Here is a 21806-nt window from a genome sequence, read left to right on the forward strand (position 1 = left end):
CCCACGCACGAAAGTAACGGGGAAGTATATTTAATAGGGATCAAGTGAAAACTGGAAGATTCGAAGGCCGCCAATCCCGACTCATTCTCTTCTGATGGAGGATGGAAATAGAGAGCCTTGTTGGGTGTCGAATGGGCAGGCAAGTTTAGATCAAAGCAATCAGATCGATACGCAGATTTCACCCAAATAGGTGCAGATTTTACTTAACCCAGTGCAATTTTGTCACGCCTTGGCCAAAAAGTAAAAAAGAAGTAGTCGATTTGTTTCATTCGTTCCGAAAAACAAACTTGATCTGTCTAGGTTAAGCTAGCTGTATATCTATATTTCTGCCGTGTTAAACCTGACTGCCAGAACAAAAGAAAAGCTCTACATTTATAGTAATGAACCAGCACGGGGTATGATAGCAGCAATCGAATTGCCTACTGGGTGTACGTATTAAACTAAGGCACTAATTAGAGTTGGCAGCCCATCCTCCGAGTCGGACAATAAGTATTTACCACTGGCAAACGATTAGCCTGGTACTGGCCCTGTTGGTAGGCATCTGCCCATGGGCCGGAGGTCAACATTTTGTGGCCTCCGTTCAGCGGTATGGCCCCGAAGACGGCCTGGCCCACCGCGAAGTGAACGCCATTCTCCAGGACCGGCGGGACTTTATGTGGTTCGGTACGAAGCTGGGCCTTAGCCGCTTCGACGGAGCTACGTTCACGACCTATACCCAGGAGAAAAATGGGCTCGATTTCGATGACATTCACTCTATGGCTCAGGATGCCGATGGGCTGCTGTGGCTGATGGGGCCCGTGGGGAAGTCAAACATCACCCTGTTTGATCCGATAACGGGCGTGGCCACCTCCTTCGAAAAACGCTTCCACCGATCCCGACCTACGCACTTTTTCGGGGTAAGGCAGTCTCTGCTGAGTGGCAAAGATGGAACAATCGTGTTCGTCGATTACCAGCCAGCTAAGTTGAATGTTTACCACCCCAAAACGGGGTTACGGACGGTATCGTTACCCCAGTACAAGAGCCTGACGTTGGAGGCTGTTACGGCTCGAAATACGGTCTGGGTCTCTGCCGATGAAACCAAACTGGTCGAATTAACAATGGATGGGCGCGTGTTGCAAACGTATGATCACCCACAAGCCATCCTCTCCTGCCGGGGCCAATCGAATGCCAGTGCGGAACTCTTTTATCGACACACAAAGGGAAATGGTCCATCAAGCCCGATCCTAAAGCTATATAAAATTGACGGGGCGGGTCATCGCCAGACCCTATCCCCAGCCCTGATCGAATCGGCGAAAATACTATATCCACTAGCCTACGCTTTTAATCAGCATGGCCTGCTCTGGAATGGCTGCCAGTTGCGCGACTCCACCGGCCGGGTCCTCCTCGATATCACCAGCCAGCTACCCAGCGGTCTGATTGAAGACCGAAGTTTTTTTTGTGATCGGAATGGGAGTATGTGGCTGGGAACCAGCTTTGGTCTCTACCAGACCCGGGTGGGCCGAAACTACTTTCAGCGCTTATTCTATGAACCTGGCGAAGGAAAAAAACCCGCCGTTCGGGGTATTACCGCTGTGGGAAAAACGCTGTACACGAATCTGGAAAATGTGGGTTTGTTCAGCAGTACGTTTTCGGGTGGGTCGGCCCGTCAGTTGCTGGCGGACCAAGGGGTTTTCAACAGTATGAGCGACCCGCTGGGCGGAAAGCTGTATTTAGCCCAGATTACTACGTTGGTGGCCTACGAATACCAGACCGCAAAAACCACCGTGATGCCGACCCCTGGTCCAGGAACGATGATCTGGAGTATTCATCCGTATTCGACAAAACTCCATCGGCTGCTGGCCGGTGGCGATCCTGGTCTGTGGCTTGTCGACCCGGTCGCTAACCGGGTGATTCCCTTTCGGGGTTATAACCAGTTTCCCGAATTAGCCCAGGCTCACATCCTGCACATTGGCACCGACCGGCAAGGCACGATCTGGCTCTGCGCGACAACGGGCCTTTATACCGTCGATCCCAAAAAGGGCGTTACGGCCCGCTACTGGCGGGGTGGCCGGGGGGCGTCTCAACTACCCGCCGACAGCTACCAGCATTTTTACCAGGACACGCAAGGGGTATTCTGGCTGGCAACGGCTAATACAGGGTTGGTGCGCTGGGATCGAGCCCAGGGCCAATATCGCCAGTTTCGGCGGGCCGACGGGCTGAATAATGATAACATTTACGCGGTGTATGCCGACCATCGGGGTCACCTCTGGCTCAGCAGCGACAACGGCATCATGCAGTTTGATCCGGTCCGGCTTACCACCCGGACCTATACGATGCCCGATGGCATCACTAACAACGAGTTCAATCGCATTGCCCATTACCAGGATGCGCAGGGACGGCTTTATTTTGGCGGTCTGAACGGGATAACGACTTTCGACCCGCGTGATTTCGACGCCGAGCCGCCCCTACCCAACCTGCCCCTGCGCGTGGTCTCCTTCCGCCAGTTCGACACCGAGCGTAACAAACTGATCGACAAGACTGCGGAACTACTCAAGACCAACCTGATCACGCTGCAACCCGGCGACCGAAGCAGTATTCTCGACTTCGCGCTGCTCAACTACACCGATGCCCAGAAAAATACGTACGCCTACCAGTTTAGCGGGCTGAACGATACGTGGCACTACCAGACCGAACCCTACTTGCGGCTGAGCAACCTGCCATACGGCGATCATCAGTTGCTGATCAGAGGACAGGCCGCCGACGGTCGATTATCATCGGCTACTCTGTCCATTGAGGTACACGTACTGCGGCCATTTTATCTGCGAGGCTGGTTTGCTTTTCCGTTGATGGTTTTGTTACTGAGCGGGATATGGGCCTGGGGGCGGTGGCGGGCTTGGCAGTATCAGAAGGCACAAATCCGGCTGCAAATCCAGATTGACCAAGCCACTCAGGTTATCGCCCGGCAAGCTCAGGATCTACAACAGCTTGACGAAACAAAATCCCGTTTTTTTGCCAACATCTCCCATGAGTTCCGCACCCCCCTAACAGTGATTCTTGGCATGGCCGACAACCTCAATCAGCAAGCAGACCCCAAATTGCGGCAGTCGGCTACACTGATTGAACGTAACAGTCGTAAACTGCTGCGACTAATCAATCAGATCCTGGACCTCTCCCGGCTGGAGGCTGGCCAGATGCCACTTAAACTTGTGCGAACCGACCTAATACGTTTCGTTCGCTACGTCAGTGAATCGTTTCAACTGATAGCCATGGCTAAGGGTGTACGACTGATTATACACGCTGAAGAGGAAGTCTGTGAAGCCGATTTTAATCCAGACAAACTACAGGATATTATCACCAACCTGCTGGGAAATGCCCTCAAATTTACGCCGGCGGGGGGGCAGGTGACGTGTGAGGTAGCCATTCAGCCCCGCTGGCAATCGTTTGCCTTAGCAGGCTACCACGAAGTACTAACGCCAACAGGTCATCTGAACGACCGGTGGATTCAGATCACTGTCAGCGATACCGGCCCCGGCATTAATCCCGCTAGCCTGACCCGGATTTTTGACCGATTCTATCAGATACAGTCTGACACGGCCGAATCTGCCAGTGGGGGGACTGGTATTGGTCTCTCACTGGTGAGGGAGTTGGTTAGCCTGATGCAGGGCGGTCTGGCCGTTCGTAACCGAACGGGTCCAGAGGAATCCAGTCTGAATCCAGGTGCTGAATTTGTCGTTTGTCTGCCCCTGACCCGGCAGGCGCCCTTGGCCGACGATGTACTGCCCGCCCCTGTCCGGTCTGACTCTGACCCAGTCTGGAGGGACCCAGACTGGGTCGAAGCCCTTAATCACCCCGTGCTGCTGCTGGTAGAAGACAATGACGATGTGGCCATCTACATTCAGACTTGTCTACGGGAGGAGTATCAAATTATACGGGCCGAAAACGGACAGATCGGTATTGACCAGGCCATAGCCACCACACCGGATCTGATTCTGAGCGATGTGATGATGCCCATCAAAGACGGCTTTGAACTCTGCGATACCCTGAAGAACGACGAACGTACCAGCCACATTCCGATTGTACTACTGACAGCACGGGCCGCGATGGACGACCGGCTTGCGGGCTTACGACGGGGGGGCGATGCGTATCTGGTTAAGCCATTCCAGCGAGAAGAGTTACTCCAGGTGTTGAGTAACCTACTACAGACCAGACGGCTGCTACAGCGCTATTACAGCCAGCGGGCGCTGGGTCAAATGGATTCTAGTTCGGCTCTCGTCGGTGAGGCCCAGGCGCGTGAAGATCAGTTTTTAGTGAAACTACGTAGTACACTAGAACGTCATCTGGATAACGTAGCACTTGATAATGATATGATCTGCCAATTGATGGGCATGAGTCGGAACTCGTTATACCGCAAGATGATGGCGCTGACCGGTATGTCCATAACGCCTTATCTAAGGTCTCTTCGCCTGCAAAAAGCCGAAGAATTACTTCTCAATTCATCCTTGAGCGTTACCGACGTTGCTTATGCGGTGGGCTTTGACAATCCCCGGTACTTCAGTCGGGTTTTTTCGGAAGAGAAAGGGGTTTCTCCCAGTAATTTTCGGGAGACAAAGTAGCCGATCTACCGTTTACATTCGTTGGAAGCGGTCTGCCCTATTTCGGACTACACCTTTCTAAAGTAGTTTGGTTAAAGCGTACGAATATTGGCAGCCTCCATTCAAGCACCCCAATATTGAAACAGACACATGAGCGCTCGTTCGTCTCACGTAGGAGGGTTTTGTGAGGATTTATAAAACAGAGCTATTCTATCGGGTACAACACTCATCGAAGCGTGTCCTTTGTTATTAAGTGAACGGTCGTGGCTCCAGGCGATCAGTGTGGCTTTACAATCTTATTGTCTGAAGTTCTGTTCGGTTTGTTTACGATCAAGCCTGATGCAGGGCTCTCCGTGTTCGCGTCGAAGCGCTTTCCTTTTTGTGTGCATAGTTTTGATGTAAACTGACATCTAATGCCCTTAAACACTTTATCTCAAATTGCCCACACTTTAATTGGTGGATAGAACCAATGGAGTTAAAACAGTTGATGGCCTATCACCGCAAGGAGCATCTTTGCTCAACAATAAACAACAAGGGCACCCACACCGGGTAGCTTCATTCCAAATCAAAACAACAAAGTACTAATGAAAACATTCATTAAACGTAGTACCTTACTTACGAGTGTCTTCCTATCGATCGGTCTAACTGCCTGCGAGAAAGACAGTTTCCTCACCCCAGGTCAAACCGGTAGCGCCCGGTCAGCAGCCCCGCCCGATGGCATTGAAGTCGGCGTTCCCCAAGTGCACAAGCTTACCCAATATGGGGATGCTAAGCTGACTTATGCTGACAACGGTCAACTGCTGGCGGTGACAACTCCCGTTCGTGGCAGTATGCCTGTTCAGACCGACTACACCTACAGTCCTGGCCAGATCAGGGCGTTTACCCATCAGGGAAAGATCGTCCTTCGTGATGAAACGTTTACCCTCGACGCCAGCGGTCGCTGTACGGAATCTGTCGAAGCTGGGGCTTACAGTGATATCCACTGGATATACAGTTATACTGACAAAGGTCAATTATGGTCTTGTATGAATAAAAACAGTTGTGTTGGCGGAATCACGTACAGCTATAACTCAGATGGCGATATGACTGGAGCAAGGCTTACTACGGGTATTTCAGATGGTATCGACATCAAATTTGCTTATAATGAGCCAGTAAGTGCCCCCCTGCTGAACGATGCCTACCCATTGAACATTACTGTTCCCAAGATGGCTGCACACGATACCTACCTACGCATTTTTGGTAAACCCAGTAAGCACTTACTTAAACACGTATCGTATGAGCGGTCTCCGGGCAGTTCCTTCTTCTATGTTCCCAGTGATTTGTTTTACGTATACACGCTAGACACAGAAGGCTACGTAACGAAAAAAATTGAATATAACGGCCAAAGCGGTACGTTGCCTAAAACGTTTCTACATGAATACGTACTGACCAATATACCCTTACAGCTTTAGTACGTATATAGATCTGCGTTCGATCTTTTCTGCACCCTTGATAAATGCAGACAGTTATAAGGGTTTTACTACGTTGGGAATGGCTTCGGTATTTTCATCGGAGCCATTTTCGGGTTTATAGCTACCTGTCACATACGATGAAAAGACTCTTAACAGCCTGATAAAGTTGGTAAAACCCAAAAAACAGTTAAACGCTTTTTGCCTACTACTTAACGGCTGACGCACCCACTCAACCTGAAATTTTTTAGTGATAAGGCTTTCCGAAGCCAGATTTACATCAGGATGCTTAATCAGTAGCCATACGCTCGTGCAGGCAGCCAAATTCAGGTACAGTTTCATTACGTTCACCCTTTAGTTTATACAGTACACAAATATGAAAAAGCGATATTTACGTTCTCAAACGAATGTAGTCTCAACCCATTTTGATACGTCGATTTGGCTACGTAAGTGGCTGATCAACGCCATTCTGTTCATAACTGCATTGAGCGCCAGCGCCCAAACCAACTGGATGGCACGTCCGCAGATGGGCAGTAAACAGTTGTCCGATATAGCGTATGGAGCGGGAACTTACGCAGCTGTTGGTGCCGAAGATGGCCTTATCCGAATCTCGACCGATGGCAGTACCTGGGTTAATCAGGTTGCCGGAACCACAGCGGCTAACGGCTTAAGCGCCATCGTGTATGCTGCGGGTAAGTTCGTGACGGTGGGCAATAACGGCCGGGTTCTCTCCTCATCGGATGGTCTGACGTGGACGAGCCAGGTTTCCACTACGTCCGCACTCTTAATTGGTATTGCTTACGGAAACGGAAAATTTGTGGCGGTCGGGTACAATAGCACCATCATTACGTCGTCCGATGGTATAAGCTGGACGAGCCAGGTGGCTGGCCCACCGGGTCCTGCTATTTCATTCTTGGATGTAGCGTACGGGAGCGGCAATTTTGTCGCAGTAGCCTCAGAGGGTGTCATTAAAACGTCACCGGATGGCGTAACCTGGACCACGCGTACATCCGGCACCACCCAAAATCTGTACGGCGTTACGGCTGGAGGCAACGGCAACTTTGTCGCCGTAGGCATCAACAGCACAATAGTAACTTCGCCTGATGGGATTACCTGGACTCCGCAGACAGTTGCTAGTTCGGCGTCCTTCCTAACTGGTGTAGCTTACAAACCAACAACGGGCCAGTTTGTGGCCGTAGCCAATATAGATAATAAACTGCTTACGTCGGCGGATGGCCTGACTTGGACAGAACATTCGTCTGGTACCTATTTGTCCTTGAAAGCGGTTCATTACCTTAACGGTCAGTTTGTGGCCGTTGGAGATGAGGGTGCGATCCGTTCCTCATCCGACGGAATTAACTGGAAGCCGCTGACAATTGATTATACTATGGTTTTCAAAGGAACTGCGTATGGTAACGGACGCTACGTTGCCGTGGGTAGCTATCTGAACGAGCCGACTAATTCGACTAGCCTGGCTAATCTTGCCGTTACGTCGGGCGATGGCCTGAACTACGCCCTAGGCGATGTTCAGCAACTCAACGGAGGAGGAAATGGTTTGTACGATGTTGCTTTTGGCAATGGATTGTTTGCCGCTGTTGGGAGCGGTGCCCAGATTCATACCTCCACCGATGGTAAAGTCTGGGTTAAGCGCTACAATGTTCTGTTCGAAACACTCAACGGAATTGCCTATGGTGGCGGGCGGTTTGTGGCTGTGGGCGCGGGACTTACGGCCCGGTCAACTGATGGCATTACCTGGACTGACAATTTTACCCAATCGGCTAATATTTACGGAGGAGTTACCTACGGGGGCGGTCAGTTTGTGGCCGTTGGGTTTAACGGGGGAATCGGCACTTCGCCCGACGGAGCCCTATGGACACCCCGGACCTCGGGAACTACCAGTACGTTAAACAGTATTGCCTACGGGAATGACGCCTATGTGGCAGTTGGTGTTAATGGTAAGGCACTTCGCTCGACCGATGCCAGTAACTGGACGACGATAGCTGAGTTCGCGGGGGGAAGCGACCTTGACCACGTACTATTTGCCAATAGTCAATTTGTGGCCGTGGGCAAGAATGGTATACTTTTTACCTCACCTGATGGCATTACCTGGACGGCCCGTACTTCCAATAGTAACGGAAAGAGGCTCTATAGCCTAACCCATGGCAATGGCCAGTTCGTAGCCGTTGGAGACGGGGCAACGATTGTTACGTCGCCGGATGATAACGTAGTGCCACCTGTGAATCAGCCACCTGTGGCCCCGGTCATTGGTAATCAAAGTGGTACGGTAAATCAGATGTTTACCCAAACTCTCCCACCTTTCACCGACCCTGAGGGGTTAGCACTTACCTATAATGTGACTGGTTTGCCTGCTGGTTTGATTTTCACGGCCCCGGCCACCATCAGTGGTACTCCCACTGCCCAGGGGGTGTCAACAGTAACCATCACGGCGACCGATCCGGGTAATCTGAGTACCCAGGCTACCTTTACCATCACGATCAATCCAGTGGGTAATCCAGGTAATTTTGCCATTACGGGCGTAACGACGGTGAATTGCCAGGTGTTGGCGGCTGATCAGCGCTTGCTGACATTTACGCCAGTATACGCCGGAACTAACGGCCAGCCGGTAAGTTTCTCGGTGGTGAATGAACTACTGCCTACTACCAACTCAGGCCCCTATTCATTGCACATGTACATTGATAACCCCACTATCGCTCTTAAAGCAACGCAAAGCGGTACGGCGGGCGAAGCCAGCTTTTCCTACAACTGGCTGGCGGTTTGTGATGGCGTATCGTCAGGCAACCAGGCGCCTATTGTCGTTAATACCATTCCCGCGCAGGCTGCCACCCTAAATCAACCCTTCAACTATGTCATTCCGGCGGCCACCTTCGCCGACCCAAACGGCGATGCACTAACCCTGTCAGTAGCCAGTCTGCCAGCGGGCTTGCAATTTACCGCTCCGGCAACCATCAGTGGTGCGCCCACAAACCTGGGCACGTCAATGGTAACGATTACCGCCACCGACGGAGGCAACTTGAGTGTCAGCACCCAGTTCATCTTGGCGGTAAACCCGGAGTCAGGGAATGGCGCATTTGCCATCACAGGCGTTACACTAGTGAGTTGCCAAGTCGTTTCAGCCAACGAGCGATTACTCAATTTTAGCCCACAATATGCAGGTCTGAGCGGTCAACCGGTAAGTTTCTCGGTGGTCAATGAAATGCTCCCTACTACCAATGCAGGCCCCTATCCGCTGAAAATGTACATCGACAATCCGACTATTACCCTGAAAGCAACGCAAACCGGCACGGCGGGCGAAGCCAGCTTTACCTACAACTGGTTGACAGCTTGTAATGGAAATGGTGCTCGCAAAGGGACTAGTGAATCTGAGGAGAATGGTCTACGGGTACGCTTGCTGGGCAATCCGGTGGAGAATAACGTACTAGAGGTCGAGGTTCAGGGAGCAGCGGGCCAACTCTTAGCGTTACGTCTAACCGATTTGAGCGGGCAGGTTATTGATAGCCAGCAGGTAACACCGGCTGACGTGACTGGGCAATATCGTTTTGAGATGCATCGGCAGTCAGGAGGAATGTATTTGCTACAAGTCAGTACGTCCACTCAGGTACGGACACTCAAGGTACTCAAACGGTAACTAGTGCACTACGAATCAATCTAACAGAAAGCCCTCCGTCATTCGTGCTGGAGGGCTTTGGCATGAAATGCTTGTAAGAGCCAAAAACACGCAGTTATCTACAATAAGCCAACTGTTGATTTCTGCTTAGCGAAAAGCAATTGAATTAGTACTGAAAACTAGATTATGAAAGCCACCGATTGGTATGAAGCATCTGGTCCTTCCCAGCCTGATAATAGTGGTTGCTCGACTGTTGGCCATAAGTGGGTGGAGGTCCGACCCGGTAAATCATTTCTGTTTACCATTGTTCGTCAACGTAACGGCGACTTTGTCATTACCTGTGATCAAGCCAGTCTGGCGGCAGTTCACCTAACGTATAGGCCCTGCACAATTTATGCCTCACAAGCGCAGACGATGCCTTCTCAGGTACTTTGGAGCATCATTTTGGAAAATATAAATCCAGATAAGTAATACCTAAAATGATAATTGCCCACTCTTTAGGGTTGAATAGATAGCTAAATGTCGTCCACTAAAATTATTAAGGTCAAAGCAAGGGAACTTTCACGATGAACGTAGTGTCGGTTTCCTCAATTAAAAGCGGATGGTCGCTTAGGTAGGCATAGAGTTTTTTCAGACTATCCAGACCCTGTTTGTTCGAGGTTTTGACCAGCGGCTTTTTTTGACGGTTATTTGCCACCCACACATACGCATCCTGGACAAACACTCGGATTCGAAGCGGGCTATCCTCATCTGTGGTATTATGTTTAATGGCGTTCTCCAGGAGGTTTTGAAGCGTGACGGGTACGATTTCGTAGGATAAGTAGTCAGTAGCTATATCTATGGAAATTTGTAACCCATCTTCAAGTTGCGCTTGCTGTAAATCAATATATTGTTGTACAAAGGCCAATTCGCTAGCCAGGCTAATGGTTTCTTTCTCCTTGTTCTGTAAAATGTAGCGGTAAATCGCTGATAATTTTTGTAAAAATCCAGAGGCCTGTTTAGGATCAATAATGATCAGACTGTTGAGCGAAGTAAGGCTATTGAACAGAAAATGTGGATTGAGGTGATTGATCAGGTTCTGATACTGGATTTCGGTCTTGTCGCGTTCGAGCCGCGTCGTCTGCACCTGAAGGTGATGCAGCCGGGCGGTTTGGGCCACCCGGTAGCGAATCAGGCCGATAGTGATGGCCAGTAAGGCCAATAGCAGCAACGCTTTGAAGGCGGCTGTTTGGTAAAATACCGTGTCGATATGAATCGTGAGTCGGCGGACTGGCGTTTCCATGTTGTTGATAGACACCCCCTTCACGGCAAACACATAATCGCCACCCGGCAGTTTGGTATAGCCAGCGCTGGTTTGAGAACTGGCTTTGCTCCACTCTGTATCGTAGCCCTCCAGCTTATAGCGAAACAAATATTGCTTTTCGTGGAGCGGGCCTAGCACCGAATACTGAACGGAAAACGAATTGTCCGAAGCCTTAAGTTGCACCGTCGGTTTTGGGCCATTTAGTAAGTACGTTGAATCGCTGGCAACTAGTCCACTGAGTAAAACAGGAGCCGGCTTAACGGAGAAACGTGACAAGACTTCCGGTTTAAATTCGATCAGATACCCTTTAATCGCGGCCAGGATATGGCCATTTCTCAGCGGCCACATATGGTTAAAATACTCCTGATTATCTTCACTGTAGGGTAAACTAATAGTCAAAAACTGATTACGAGCGGGCGTAAATATGGAAAACAGGTTATAAGACCCCACCCAGATATGTCCGTATTGATCTGGTAAAGCCGCCAGACAATGGTCATCACCTAATCCATTGTGTACGCCCCAGAACCGATACTGCTGGGTGCGGGGATCATAGCGGGCCAGCCCGTAGCCATTGGTCGCCAGCCAGAAATAGCCCTTTTTGTCTTCGATAAATGAAGAAATCGTATTCTCAAACTCGGCTTCGGCAGGACCTTTTTGCAGAATAAATTGCCTTGCCTGGGGGGAGAATTTGGCAAAGCCTTCCGGATAGAGCTCCAGCCACACCTCATTATGGCGGTCAATCAGCGCATTTCTAACCCAGAATCTGGGGTGGTCTGAACTAGACAGAATAGGATACTGGTGCCATTGGCCTGTCGTAATCTGATAACAAACCGTTTGTTTATCCTCGTAAAAAAGCCACAGTAAATCGTTCTGCTGAAGCAGTCGATACCGCCCACCCCGTATCCTGTCGGTTCGAACATAGGCGGGCAGCGGGATGGGAGAAAATTGGCGAGTCTTTTTGTTGAATCGAAGCAAGTGTGTTGGGCTAGCCACATACAAATCAGGGCCGTAGGCTCCAATGCCATAGGCGAAGAAGGCACCTGGTGCCCGATACCGTTCCTGATGGTCGGTTTCAGCCGAATAGTGCAGTAGCGTCGCTGGGGTATGTACTTCGCTACCCCACCAGGAGCCATCAGAATCCTCATAGAAGCTATTGATCAGCGCTCCCGTTTTCAGGGTTGGGAACCAACGGCTTAAGGGATTGGCTTCGTATAAAGCCCGGCCTGGATTGGTGTAGGAAATGCCATTGACGGTGCCCAGCCAGATGGTGCCGTCCTCATCCTGCCAGCCCGCCCAGAAACAACTCCCCGCAATGGAGGTGCGCCGGGTGTCTTTATGCATCAGTTCGCGTATCTGGTCGGTACCCGCCTTCACATAAAACATCAGGTAACTCAGGCTGCTGATCCAGATATTATGCTGGCGATCCACAAAAATCGAGTTCAGTTCATCGACCCGGCGCCCCGTTTGGCTGATAGGTTTGATCGTTCGCAGCAGGCGACGGCTTTTCAGGTCGAAGACGACAATCTGCTCTTTGTTATTATCCGCGTACAGCATCTGGGTTCCGTCCAGCGTCAGCGCCCCCGTAAAATGGGGGGTGAAGATGGGTAATGCTTCCGGGTTGTTGCGGTAATTCTGAAATTCCCCCGTAGCAATATCCAGGTAATTTAAGCCGCCATCACGCCGGGTTCCTATCCAGATACCAGCCCGAAGAGGATCTTCCAGCAGCCCATTGCCGGAGATATAGTTTTCGGATAGGGAACGCGGATCCTGGGGGTTATGGGTAAAGAGCGTTAGGTGGTCCGTGCGTATATCATAGCGAAACAAGCCGTGATGAATCGTCGAGAACCAGATTGTCCCCGCCCTATCGCAAAGGATACTCAGGCAATTGCCCAACACGCGTCCAAGCCCCGTCGACATCGTTCGGAACTGAGCCGTCTCCGGATTGAATTCACTAATACCGGTATCGGTAGCCAGCCATAGGTGCCCGCGTTTGTCCTGACAAATGGCATGAACGGCATTATTGCCCAGCGAGTGAGGATTGGCCGGGTCGTGACGGAAGATGGTGAACTGAGCCCCATCAAACCGGTTGAGGCCGTTGGTGGTGCCAATCCATAAAAACCCATCCCGGTCTTTAAAGAGACATCTGGCATAATTAAAGGACAATCCATCGGCCTGTTGGATGTGATTGAATTCATAGGGCACCAGGGGCGGCTGTTGCGCCCACAAAGCAGAATGGATCAATAGTGTTAGCAGCCAACTTAAAAAGTCGATGCGTTTTGGGGAGGCCATCATCAACGATTTAGCCAGCGCTTAAAAGCTGGTGCTTTGTGGCGGCTGATCTGCACATCGACCGTATGGTGGGGAGACCGTAACCGAACGACCAGCTTATCATTTTCCACGCTCTTGACCGACTGAACCGTATCGCAGTTGATAATGAGCTGGCGGTTAGCTCGAAAAAACCGGGCTGGGTCAAGCAGTTCTTCGATCTGTTCCAGCGTGTCGTAATCGACCGGATAGCGTTCATTCGCCTGAGTGACGATGAAATTGATGGAATCGTATTGAAAATAAGCGATATCCGTCGTTTTTACGGGCACCCAGCCCGCCCGCGAATTACCCAAAAACGTTTCTTTATGCGTCGGCTTCAGGGACATGCCCGGCTGACCAAACAGGGCCAGCAATTGCTGCATATCGACCGGTATATTAGACCTGTTTTTATGCAGACTCCAGGCCCGCTCAATGGCTATTTTTAATTCAGTCTGATCAACGGGCTTAAGCAGGTAATCGATGCCGTTGGCTTTGAAAGCCTGAATCGCGTATTCATTATAAGCCGTCACAAAAATGACCGGGCAACTGAGCTGGAACTGTTTAAAAATGTCGAAGCTCATCCCGTCGGCTAATTCGATATCGGCAAACACCAGGTCGGGTTCTTCGTTTCGGCCAAACCAGTTGAGTGCCGTCTTCACGGATGGTAATGTTTCTACAATTCGGATAGCGGGATCAATTTCTCCGATTTTAAAGGCTAACTCTTTGGCTACCAACTTAACATCTTCAATAATAACGGCATTCATCGGCGAAAAAAGAGAGAAGCGTGAACGGGTATCCAAAGTTTAGGATAAGGCGTAAGATAGTCAAAAAAAAGCAGTTGAGTGGTGGGAAAAAAGGAATGAAGCGTAGAAACAAGACGGCCAGAAACGCCAGCAACCTGGCGCTTTGGCTAATGCAAATCAGAAGTGACTGCTGAATTACCCGTTAAACCGGTCTACATATTAAACCTGCTACGTACGTTTAAGCACTGCCTAGACTTGTCAAGTGTGCAGTTTGACGGCAGTCATGCCCCGGCTAACAACGGCCAATCCTTATCATATACATCTGCGAACGACGGCTGACTGGAGTCGGTAGCTTGACGGTCAATCTTGAAAATCTGATCACTTGTTTACTACTGCCCACCACTCGGCGGTTTTTTTTTGTCCATCCTTTGGCCACCCGCCATCTTCGTTATGTCAATCGGCGATAACTCGAGGCAACACAGGGAAGCCGAAAACTGATCAGAGTAGGCAATACGTTTCAAAGTCGCCAAAGCGGCTATGTTTTCTAGCATTCATTTTTAAAAACACAACGATTTAATGAACACATTCACCAAAACAACACTAACCGTTTTCGTTTTAGGTCTTACCTTGAGTTCCTGTGAAAAGGACAATGTACCCTATCCGACCACTCAGGTAGAGCCTCAATCGAAGGCAAGACTCGCTGCCACGTATAAAAAAATGACCAAGTATGGGCCCTGGCAACTGAGCTACAACAGCCTCGGGCAGGTAAGCAAATTGACGTCTACGCTTACCCCGGGCTTAATTCGTGAATACAACTGGGGTAGTAATGGAAAGACCCTGGGAATTCTGGAAAGTCAAAACGGAACCTGGCTCAAGAAAACAATCATGACGTTCAACGAGCATGGGTATTGCGAGGAAGCTTGGATCAAAACGTTTAGCATCGCGACCTTTGAGCAGCACTATAAGTACGATTACGATGCCAAGTACCGATTGTATGCCATTCGGGATCAGGATTCAAATGCGCGGTATGAATTCTCGTACGACAATACGTCGATTTACACCATTACCAAGATTACAGCTTTGTCAGGCAACGTGAAAAAATGGTATACTACTTTTGAGTATCAGAGCGGAAATTTGGTCTCGGCGGTACCGACTGTCGACTATCGCGCCTGGCCTAAGGGCGATCTTATCGATGAATTTATTCCGATCTATGGTGGGCTTGCTGGCAAATTAGTAAGTTCCTACAAAACGTATCGCTACCTGCCCAATTCAAGCCAAGTTGAACTCCTAGACGCTCCACAGTTTAACTACACACTGGACAATACTCAGCACTATATTCTGAAGCGGGAAGATACCAAGCAGCTTTTTGGCCAACTCGTGAAAACAGTCTACGACTATGGGTACTCTGACATACTTATAAACCCATAAAGTACGTACTTTCCAAGGCCCGAAGCTGGTATGGTTATCTGCACTGGCTTCGGGCTATTCTCTGTTAGGTAGCCAACTTTTGACAATCTTCCTTGTATTAGCTGCTACTCGTCAACCTATATTTTTCAGGTTGGTACTGGGTAACTAAGCCTGGAAAGCGGCCCATGCTTTTTTCGTCAACTATTCATGTAGTACGGGGAGCATTTGATACGAACTAGCGCAGTCGTTCCCCGAACTAACAGATTTTGAGTGTTCTATAATTTGTAAGTAATGTATCTCGAATAGAATGCACTCATCTATTTTATCGTCTCGCGAAACGACCCAATAGTAAAATAGACACATGAACGTTCCTTCGTCTCAAGTAGGAGTGTTTAACGAGACGAGTTAGAGTTGATTGCTGCTGACATAGGGCTGTCAGTAGGTACGTATAGTTTTGCTCAGTTGACACTTAATTCTAATCAATCATGAATCTTATCTCAGTTCGGATTATTACTGCCGATGTCAAGCGCTTGACTACCTTCTACCAACAGATTACGGCTACCTCGCTCACTCAGTATACAGACGATTTCGCCGAACTCAAGACGGCCATCGGTACGCTAGCCATCGGTAGTACCGCTACGTTAGCGCCCTTTGGAGGAGCCAGCGTTGCTCAAGCTGCCAGGAACCATTCCGCCATTATTGAGTTTCGAGTGGATAATGTGGATCGGGAATATGAGCGGTTAGTGGATCTACTTGGTAACAATGTTGTTCAACAACCAACGACTATGCCTTGGGGAAACCGATCGCTGCTCTTCCGGGATCCGGATGGTAATCTGGTCAATTTCTTTACGCCGGTGAGCCCAGAGGCCCTGGCAAAGTTTGATGGATAGGGCTACTTCTTGCTTTATCAAGTAGCTCAGTATTTTTTAGCAGGTACTGTGCTGCCAGTCATCTGTCTTATAGGATAGAGCGTTTGGTGAGAATTTATTATATGTCCTCTGCTTCCTACAAAAACAGCCAGATCAGAAACGGTCTGGCTGTTTTGTAGGAAGCAGAGGACAAAGGCAGGTCGGATTCCTTCCTGTATATGGCGAGCTTAGCGCTAGAGGGCTACTGGCACTAGGCCATGACGAAATATGATCGCTTTGAGTTGCTGCATATCCGGTGGTCCCCCTGCGTTCAGTACAGCGGCAATTTCTTTAAAATAGGTTGAGCCAAATACACCTGGGGTTACGTAACACAGCATTTCTACGGTTTCCTGGGTTTTGTTAACAAATCCCTGTGGTGTGCCCCGGGGAATAAAATAGTAATCCCCTGCCGCTAATTCGACAGGATTACCGTAAATGGTTTCGTCAAAATGCTGGTGATAGTGAGCAGCGGGCACCCGGGCATTGGGGTGAATGACTACTTTAAACATGGTTAACTGCTGATTAGTATCCTCTGCATCCAGGTAAAAGTAGATTGCCAAGCCACCCCCTAACGTAATTTCGGTTTGCTTCATTGAGATTGGTAATAGCGTGATTAGGGTAAAAGCGCCATAAATAGCCTTCGACGTTCTGAGCGATAGCCTGTACATCGTCGAAATCGAGTCCGTTACGTTGTTTCGTATAAGTAGTGAACTTTAAGCCATCGAAGCGGTTAAGGCCGAACTTGGTGCCGAACCACATAAAGCCCTGCTTATCCTGGAAAATAGCGTTCACCTCCCGGTGCGACGAAAAGGCTAATGGCTCCAACGACAACAGTTTTACTCATGTTAGTTACTAGGCATCACATGCCATAAGTATACTCTATCTCCCAATAACAAGATACCGCTAATATGGGTAACGTATTGATATATACGGATAAAATAAGTTACCTAGCTTCCTTGATCTTTCATCAATTAAGACGAATATGTTGTTTGACATCTATTAAATGGGCAGACTTAATTAAGGCACTTACCAACTTCATCTCACAAATTCTGCTTAATCTAAGTTTGTGATACGTTTAGAAACAAAATAGATCGGGCTAACCACTCAACCGACTCTGGCTAAACCAAGAATAACAAAAGATTCCCATCTGTATAAGAATAGAAACGATTCTAGCCTGATTTCGCACATTAACCGCTACCTCCCCGTAGGATTATTATATTGATGAACAGATAGTTATTCTGTTAGAGCAGAGCCTAGAAGCTAAATGGCGAACTTGAGGACCAGACGTGATTGAGAAGTGAGCAAAGGACTGATGCGGAACTATGTAAGATTACTATCATTACCTCGTAGCAAGCACTGGTGTAATAATAAAAATCGCTGTTATTCAGTTGATTAACAGCGATTTTGAAACCTGACCTATGAGAAATGTTTTTGCCAATAAGTATCCCTCAAAATTACTTAGTGGCGACGTAACAAAGGTAGATTGGAAACAAGCTTTGGTGAAAGAGCAAAATCCCCTTTTTTCATAGTGGAATCGTACGGGCAAAAGCACGTAATTCACTACGTAAAACTACGCATTGAAAAGTATATTGTTTGACTTAATTGGTTGATTACAAGTACATTAAACTGTGGCGCTATTTTCTTTCAAGTTTGCGTCAGTTCTACAGTTGTCGTAGGTTAGAGGTGCTTTCTGCTTCTATTATTCACATTACGTTCATTAATCACTACCATTTTATATATTATGACTATAAAGAACCCGGTTTTTAATGAAAATGCTGGTGAGTTTATCAGTGTACGTAAGGCTCAGGCGCAAAAAGATACGTATTATAATGCCAGATTAGCAGGTGGGCTAAAACAAGAAGAGGTAACCCGCTCAGAATTTTTTGGTTTAGATAATATCAAGCAGTTGCTCAATCAAAAAGGGTGCGTTGGATTACGTATTCATTACGCCAATCGCTGGGAAGATGAAAACGGCCGCGAAGTATCTCCAACGGAAGGTAAATTTAAACCCCGCATTCTGATTACGAGCGTCGATTCGAGAGGGAGAGATTTACCGGCCAATGCCGCTTCCGGGGGACTGAAAGATGATGATGGCGAAGGCGAAACAATGGTATTGGCAGATGGACCAGTATGTCCGCGACATTGCGGAGAATAAACGCTATTATGTGGGAGGAATTTAAAAGGCTATTTCTACTTTATCCTTTAGATTTTATTTCTCAAATTTTAGGGTTACTACCCATCCTTGTCGGCCTGTGTTATAGTAAACGCTTGACATTAGCTATGAAATGGGTAGTGATCTTTTTTTTTACTCTTTTCATTAAAGATTGTATTGCTTTAGTATACAGTTTAAATATAAAGAGCAACCTTTATCTTTATAATTTACAATCCTTTTTTGAGATAGGAATAGTTGCCGTTATTTATGCGTTAAATTTACCAAAGAGAGCCTTATTTATTTTAATTGCAAGTGTTTTAACGCTGATTATCAATACATTTTTCTATTCAAGTCAGGAATTGTCGGCGGGAAATCTTTCGATAGCCCGATTATTTATTTTAGTAATAGTTCTAATTTATTTGAGTCATGTGTTGAATGAAGCTGTTATCCAAAATATTATGCGGCACAATTTATTTTGGATAAGTGCTGGTTTTTTAATTTATGCAACAGGTACTTTTTTCGTATTCTTATCAGGGAAATATCTTTTTGATAAAAATACCTCTGATGAAACATTTAATTTTTACTGGGGTCTACAAGAAATTATATACATTATTTTTTGCCTGTTAGCGGCTTACGGGCTTTGGTTAAGTAAATACGATAGAGAAAACCTGGCTTAATTCATATCTGTTCACCTGATCAATTAATTACTGCCTAATAAGCCTGTTTTATCCGAAGTAAATATATCTTTTTGACCGCTCACTCAATCATAGAGTAAATCGTTGACATTCAATGCATGATTTGTCAATTTTACTATACACATCATGTTGAAAACACTATTAAATGTCTGTTGATACTGGTTTTATAATTGCCGTAGGAACGGCCGTGTTATTGATGATGGCAGTGTTCATCATTGTATTCGTGGCCTATTACCAGCAAAAACAGACGAAACAGCAACTGGCTTTTACAGAACTTCAGGCCAAGCACCGGCGCGATTTGATGGAAGCTACCCTTAGGGGGCAGGAGGAAGAACGACGGCGACTAGCCGAAGATCTTCATGATGGTATTGGAACAATGTTGTCGGTGACGAAAATGAGCCTGAATCACCTGGAGCGGCAGGTAGGTGGCGAAGTGACAATGGGATTCGAATTTCAGAAAACCCGTTCCATGATCGATGAAACAATGACTAACGTCCGTCGAATCAGTCGGAATCTGGTTCCTACTACGTTGGAGCGATTCGGCCTGCTGCCAGCTCTTGAAGAATTGGCCGAAAAAGCTACGGACGCCGACACGGAGGTTCAATTGGATTGCCCTGAATTTGTGCCGCAACTCACGCCTGCGCTCGATTTGATGCTGTACCGAATTGCCCAGGAATTGCTCAATAATGCCATCCGGCACGCCCGCGCCCGCCATATTGTTATTCAGCTATTTAATCTGGGAAGCGAGATTCGTATGTCGGTTATTGATGATGGTATTGGCTTCGACTTCGACGCGATTATGGAAAATCGCCAGAGAGGTTTGGGGCTACGTAATATTGAAAGTCGCCTGAGTGTTGTGGATGGCCATGCTACGTTCGACGTAGTGCCGGGCCGTGGATCACGAATCCATATACAGGTTAAGCAATTTGATGCCCAGCCTGTTGAATTATTACGTTAATTTGTTCTTTATCCGACTGTTAAACGTGAAGCCTAATCCTATCATCTCCATGCGTAAAATTAAACTGGCCCTCTGCGATGACCACAATCTGTTCCGCTTAGGAATGGCCACCATTCTCGGCCAGATTTCGGATTTCGAGCTGGTTCTGGAAGCAGGCAACGGCCAGGAGCTACTCGACCGAATTCCCCGGAAAACGCCCGACGTAGTACTGCTTGATCTGCAAATGCCCGTCATGGATGGAACCACCACCGCCGACCATCTTCGCGACAATTACCCGTTGATTAAAATTGTGGTGTTAACGATGCACGATGAAGATCGTATGGTGCTGCATCTGCTCGAGAAGGGCGTAAGTGGATATTTATTGAAAGATGCCGAAGCGGGTGAAGTTGAAAAGGCAATTCGTAAAGTGATGGATGAAGGCGTTTATCTGAACGAGTTTGTCTCGAAAGCCATGCTTCGCAAAATGACGAACAAGCCGAACGCTACTAAACCGGCCAACGGCTTTTATAACAGCAAAATTTTACTGTCGGAGCGCGAAAAAGAAGTGTTGACGCTCATCTGCGAAGGGTTATCGACCGTTGAAATCAGTGAAAAAATCTTCCTGAGCCCCCGCACTGTCGAAGGCCACCGACTCCGAATCCTCGAAAAAACCGGCACCAAAAACACCGCTGGTATGGTGGCGTATGCCTTTAAGAATAATCTAGTTTGAGTTATAGAGTTATAGGGTTGTAAGGTTATAAAGTTGGCTAGCGCGTGAATTGCTTTCGCGCCAGCCAACTTTATAGCCTTACAACCCTATAACTTCCTAAAGGCTTCCCGTCTTCCCTCCATCCACAGGCAGGTTAATGCCGTTGATGGAAGAGGCCGCGGGCGTACACAAAAACGCTACGGCAGCGGCTACTTCCTCCGACGTAGCGAATCGACCGATTGGAATTTCACGTTCCAGTTGTTGCGCAATTTCTTCTTCTGTTTTGTCTGCTGATTTAGCGCGCATACGTAGCGTCGATTCTAAACGAGCGGTTTTTGTGTATCCGGGTAATACGTTGTTGATTGTAATGCCCCAGTGCGCAATCTCCAGCGACAGGGTTTTGGCCCACTGAGCTACGGCCCCGCGAATAGTATTCGATACGCCCAGACCAACAATCGGTTGCTTGACCGAGGTCGAAATAATATTGACGATACGTCCATAACCTGCCTGCTTCATCGACGGAACTACAGCCTGAACCAGAATCTGGTTGTTGAGCAGATGATTATGAAACGCCTGCACAAACTCTTCCGGTTTTGCATCGAACAATGGGCCACCCGGAGGGCCGCCGGTATTGTTCACCAGAATATGGACGTCAGGAAATTGCTGTAAGTGGTGAGTAATCGCTTCAGAAACAACACCTGCCTGCCCAAAATCGGCAATAACGTAGCGATGCTGCTGCCTTTTCGACGTATCGAGTTGGGCCAGCGTTTGTTGGAGACTTTCTTCATTTCGTGCCATGAGCACTACGTTCGCGCCAAACAAAGCCAGCTCGATAGCCGACGCCCGACCGATACCCTGCGTACAGCCGCATACAAGGGCCGTTTTTCCAGTTAAATCAAGATTCATAGTTGTATTTGATAGGTCTGAATTATACTGAAACGATTGAACGTAGTGGCTTGAGCCAAACACAATTGCCAGTTAGATAGTATTATATGAGCTTGATT

The 21806-nt window shown here is 48.2% G+C and carries 15 protein-coding genes and 1 pseudogene; 10 read left to right on the forward strand and 6 right to left on the reverse strand.

Annotation, left to right across the window (positions count from 1 at the left end):
• Nucleotides 1-458 precede the first annotated feature (458 nt).
• Together ACYVF1_RS21800 and ACYVF1_RS21805 are read left to right on the forward strand one after the other, a co-directional pair.
• Nucleotides 459-4592, forward strand: a complete 4134-nt coding sequence (locus ACYVF1_RS21800; protein WP_461082815.1) for a hybrid sensor histidine kinase/response regulator — start codon at nt 459-461, stop codon at nt 4590-4592.
• A 563-nt stretch (nt 4593-5155) separates the two neighbouring features.
• Nucleotides 5156-6022 (forward strand): DUF4595 domain-containing protein, encoded by an 867-nt coding sequence (locus ACYVF1_RS21805; protein ID WP_461082817.1) that lies wholly within the window; start codon nt 5156-5158, stop codon nt 6020-6022.
• A 54-nt stretch (nt 6023-6076) separates the two neighbouring features.
• Here ACYVF1_RS21805 and ACYVF1_RS21810 read toward each other — a convergent pair whose 3' ends face one another.
• Nucleotides 6077-6361 carry a hypothetical protein gene (locus tag ACYVF1_RS21810; protein ID WP_461082819.1) on the reverse strand — a complete coding sequence of 95 codons (285 nt, stop codon included), beginning with the start codon at nt 6359-6361 and terminating at the stop codon, nt 6077-6079.
• A gap of 34 nt (nt 6362-6395) precedes the next feature.
• Between ACYVF1_RS21810 and ACYVF1_RS21815 the strand changes: the two genes are divergently transcribed.
• A complete protein-coding gene (locus tag ACYVF1_RS21815; protein WP_461082821.1) occupies nt 6396-9665 on the forward strand; it encodes a putative Ig domain-containing protein in 3270 nt (1089 codons plus the stop codon).
• Between the two features lie 165 nt (nt 9666-9830).
• Complete coding sequence (locus tag ACYVF1_RS21820; RefSeq protein WP_461082823.1) at nt 9831-10115, forward strand: hypothetical protein; 285 nt, start codon at nt 9831-9833, stop codon at nt 10113-10115.
• Between the two features lie 73 nt (nt 10116-10188).
• On the opposite strand, the gene ACYVF1_RS21825 is transcribed toward ACYVF1_RS21820, so the two are convergent.
• Both ACYVF1_RS21825 and ACYVF1_RS21830 read right to left on the reverse strand, forming a co-directional pair.
• Nucleotides 10189-13188: a ligand-binding sensor domain-containing protein gene (locus ACYVF1_RS21825; protein ID WP_461082825.1), complete on the reverse strand. Its 3000-nt coding sequence runs from the start codon at nt 13186-13188 to the stop codon at nt 10189-10191.
• Nucleotides 13189-13238: 50 nt separating this feature from the next.
• Nucleotides 13239-14051: a LytR/AlgR family response regulator transcription factor gene (locus tag ACYVF1_RS21830; protein ID WP_461082827.1), complete on the reverse strand. Its 813-nt coding sequence runs from the start codon at nt 14049-14051 to the stop codon at nt 13239-13241.
• 519 nt (nt 14052-14570) lie between these two features.
• Here ACYVF1_RS21830 and ACYVF1_RS21835 point away from each other — a divergent pair.
• Together ACYVF1_RS21835 and ACYVF1_RS21840 are read left to right on the forward strand one after the other, a co-directional pair.
• The gene (locus ACYVF1_RS21835) at nt 14571-15422 is read left to right on the forward strand and encodes a hypothetical protein (RefSeq protein WP_461082829.1); all 852 of its coding nucleotides are present in this window, start codon (nt 14571-14573) and stop codon (nt 15420-15422) included.
• A gap of 464 nt (nt 15423-15886) precedes the next feature.
• Nucleotides 15887-16291: a VOC family protein gene (locus ACYVF1_RS21840; RefSeq protein ID WP_461082831.1), complete on the forward strand. Its 405-nt coding sequence runs from the start codon at nt 15887-15889 to the stop codon at nt 16289-16291.
• A 212-nt stretch (nt 16292-16503) separates the two neighbouring features.
• Here the strand turns inward: ACYVF1_RS21840 and ACYVF1_RS21845 are convergent, their stop codons facing one another.
• Together ACYVF1_RS21845 and ACYVF1_RS21850 are read right to left on the reverse strand one after the other, a co-directional pair.
• On the reverse strand, nt 16504-16818 hold the full coding sequence (locus tag ACYVF1_RS21845; RefSeq protein WP_461082833.1) for a cupin domain-containing protein: 315 nt from the start codon (nt 16816-16818) through the stop codon (nt 16504-16506).
• 106 nt (nt 16819-16924) lie between these two features.
• Nucleotides 16925-17113 (reverse strand): annotated as a pseudogene (locus ACYVF1_RS21850) (two-component regulator propeller domain-containing protein); the annotation flags it as partial.
• Nucleotides 17114-18050: 937 nt separating this feature from the next.
• Here ACYVF1_RS21850 and ACYVF1_RS21855 point away from each other — a divergent pair.
• The 4 genes from ACYVF1_RS21855 (at nt 18051) to ACYVF1_RS21870 (ending at nt 20823) form a co-directional block, all read left to right on the forward strand.
• Nucleotides 18051-18464, forward strand: coding sequence for a hypothetical protein (locus tag ACYVF1_RS21855; protein ID WP_461082835.1), 414 nt, complete (start codon nt 18051-18053; stop codon nt 18462-18464).
• Nucleotides 18465-18472: 8 nt separating this feature from the next.
• Entirely contained in the window at nt 18473-19138 is a 666-nt protein-coding gene (locus tag ACYVF1_RS21860; protein WP_461082837.1) for a hypothetical protein, read from the forward strand.
• A gap of 163 nt (nt 19139-19301) precedes the next feature.
• A complete protein-coding gene (locus tag ACYVF1_RS21865) occupies nt 19302-20114 on the forward strand; it encodes a sensor histidine kinase (protein ID WP_461082839.1) in 813 nt (270 codons plus the stop codon).
• A 49-nt stretch (nt 20115-20163) separates the two neighbouring features.
• Nucleotides 20164-20823 (forward strand): response regulator transcription factor, encoded by a 660-nt coding sequence (locus ACYVF1_RS21870; RefSeq protein WP_461082841.1) that lies wholly within the window; start codon nt 20164-20166, stop codon nt 20821-20823.
• A 96-nt stretch (nt 20824-20919) separates the two neighbouring features.
• Here ACYVF1_RS21870 and ACYVF1_RS21875 read toward each other — a convergent pair whose 3' ends face one another.
• Nucleotides 20920-21708, reverse strand: a complete 789-nt coding sequence (locus ACYVF1_RS21875) for an SDR family oxidoreductase (protein ID WP_461082843.1) — start codon at nt 21706-21708, stop codon at nt 20920-20922.
• Nucleotides 21709-21806: the final 98 nt, after the last annotated feature.

The organism is Spirosoma flavus (assembly GCF_054778555.1).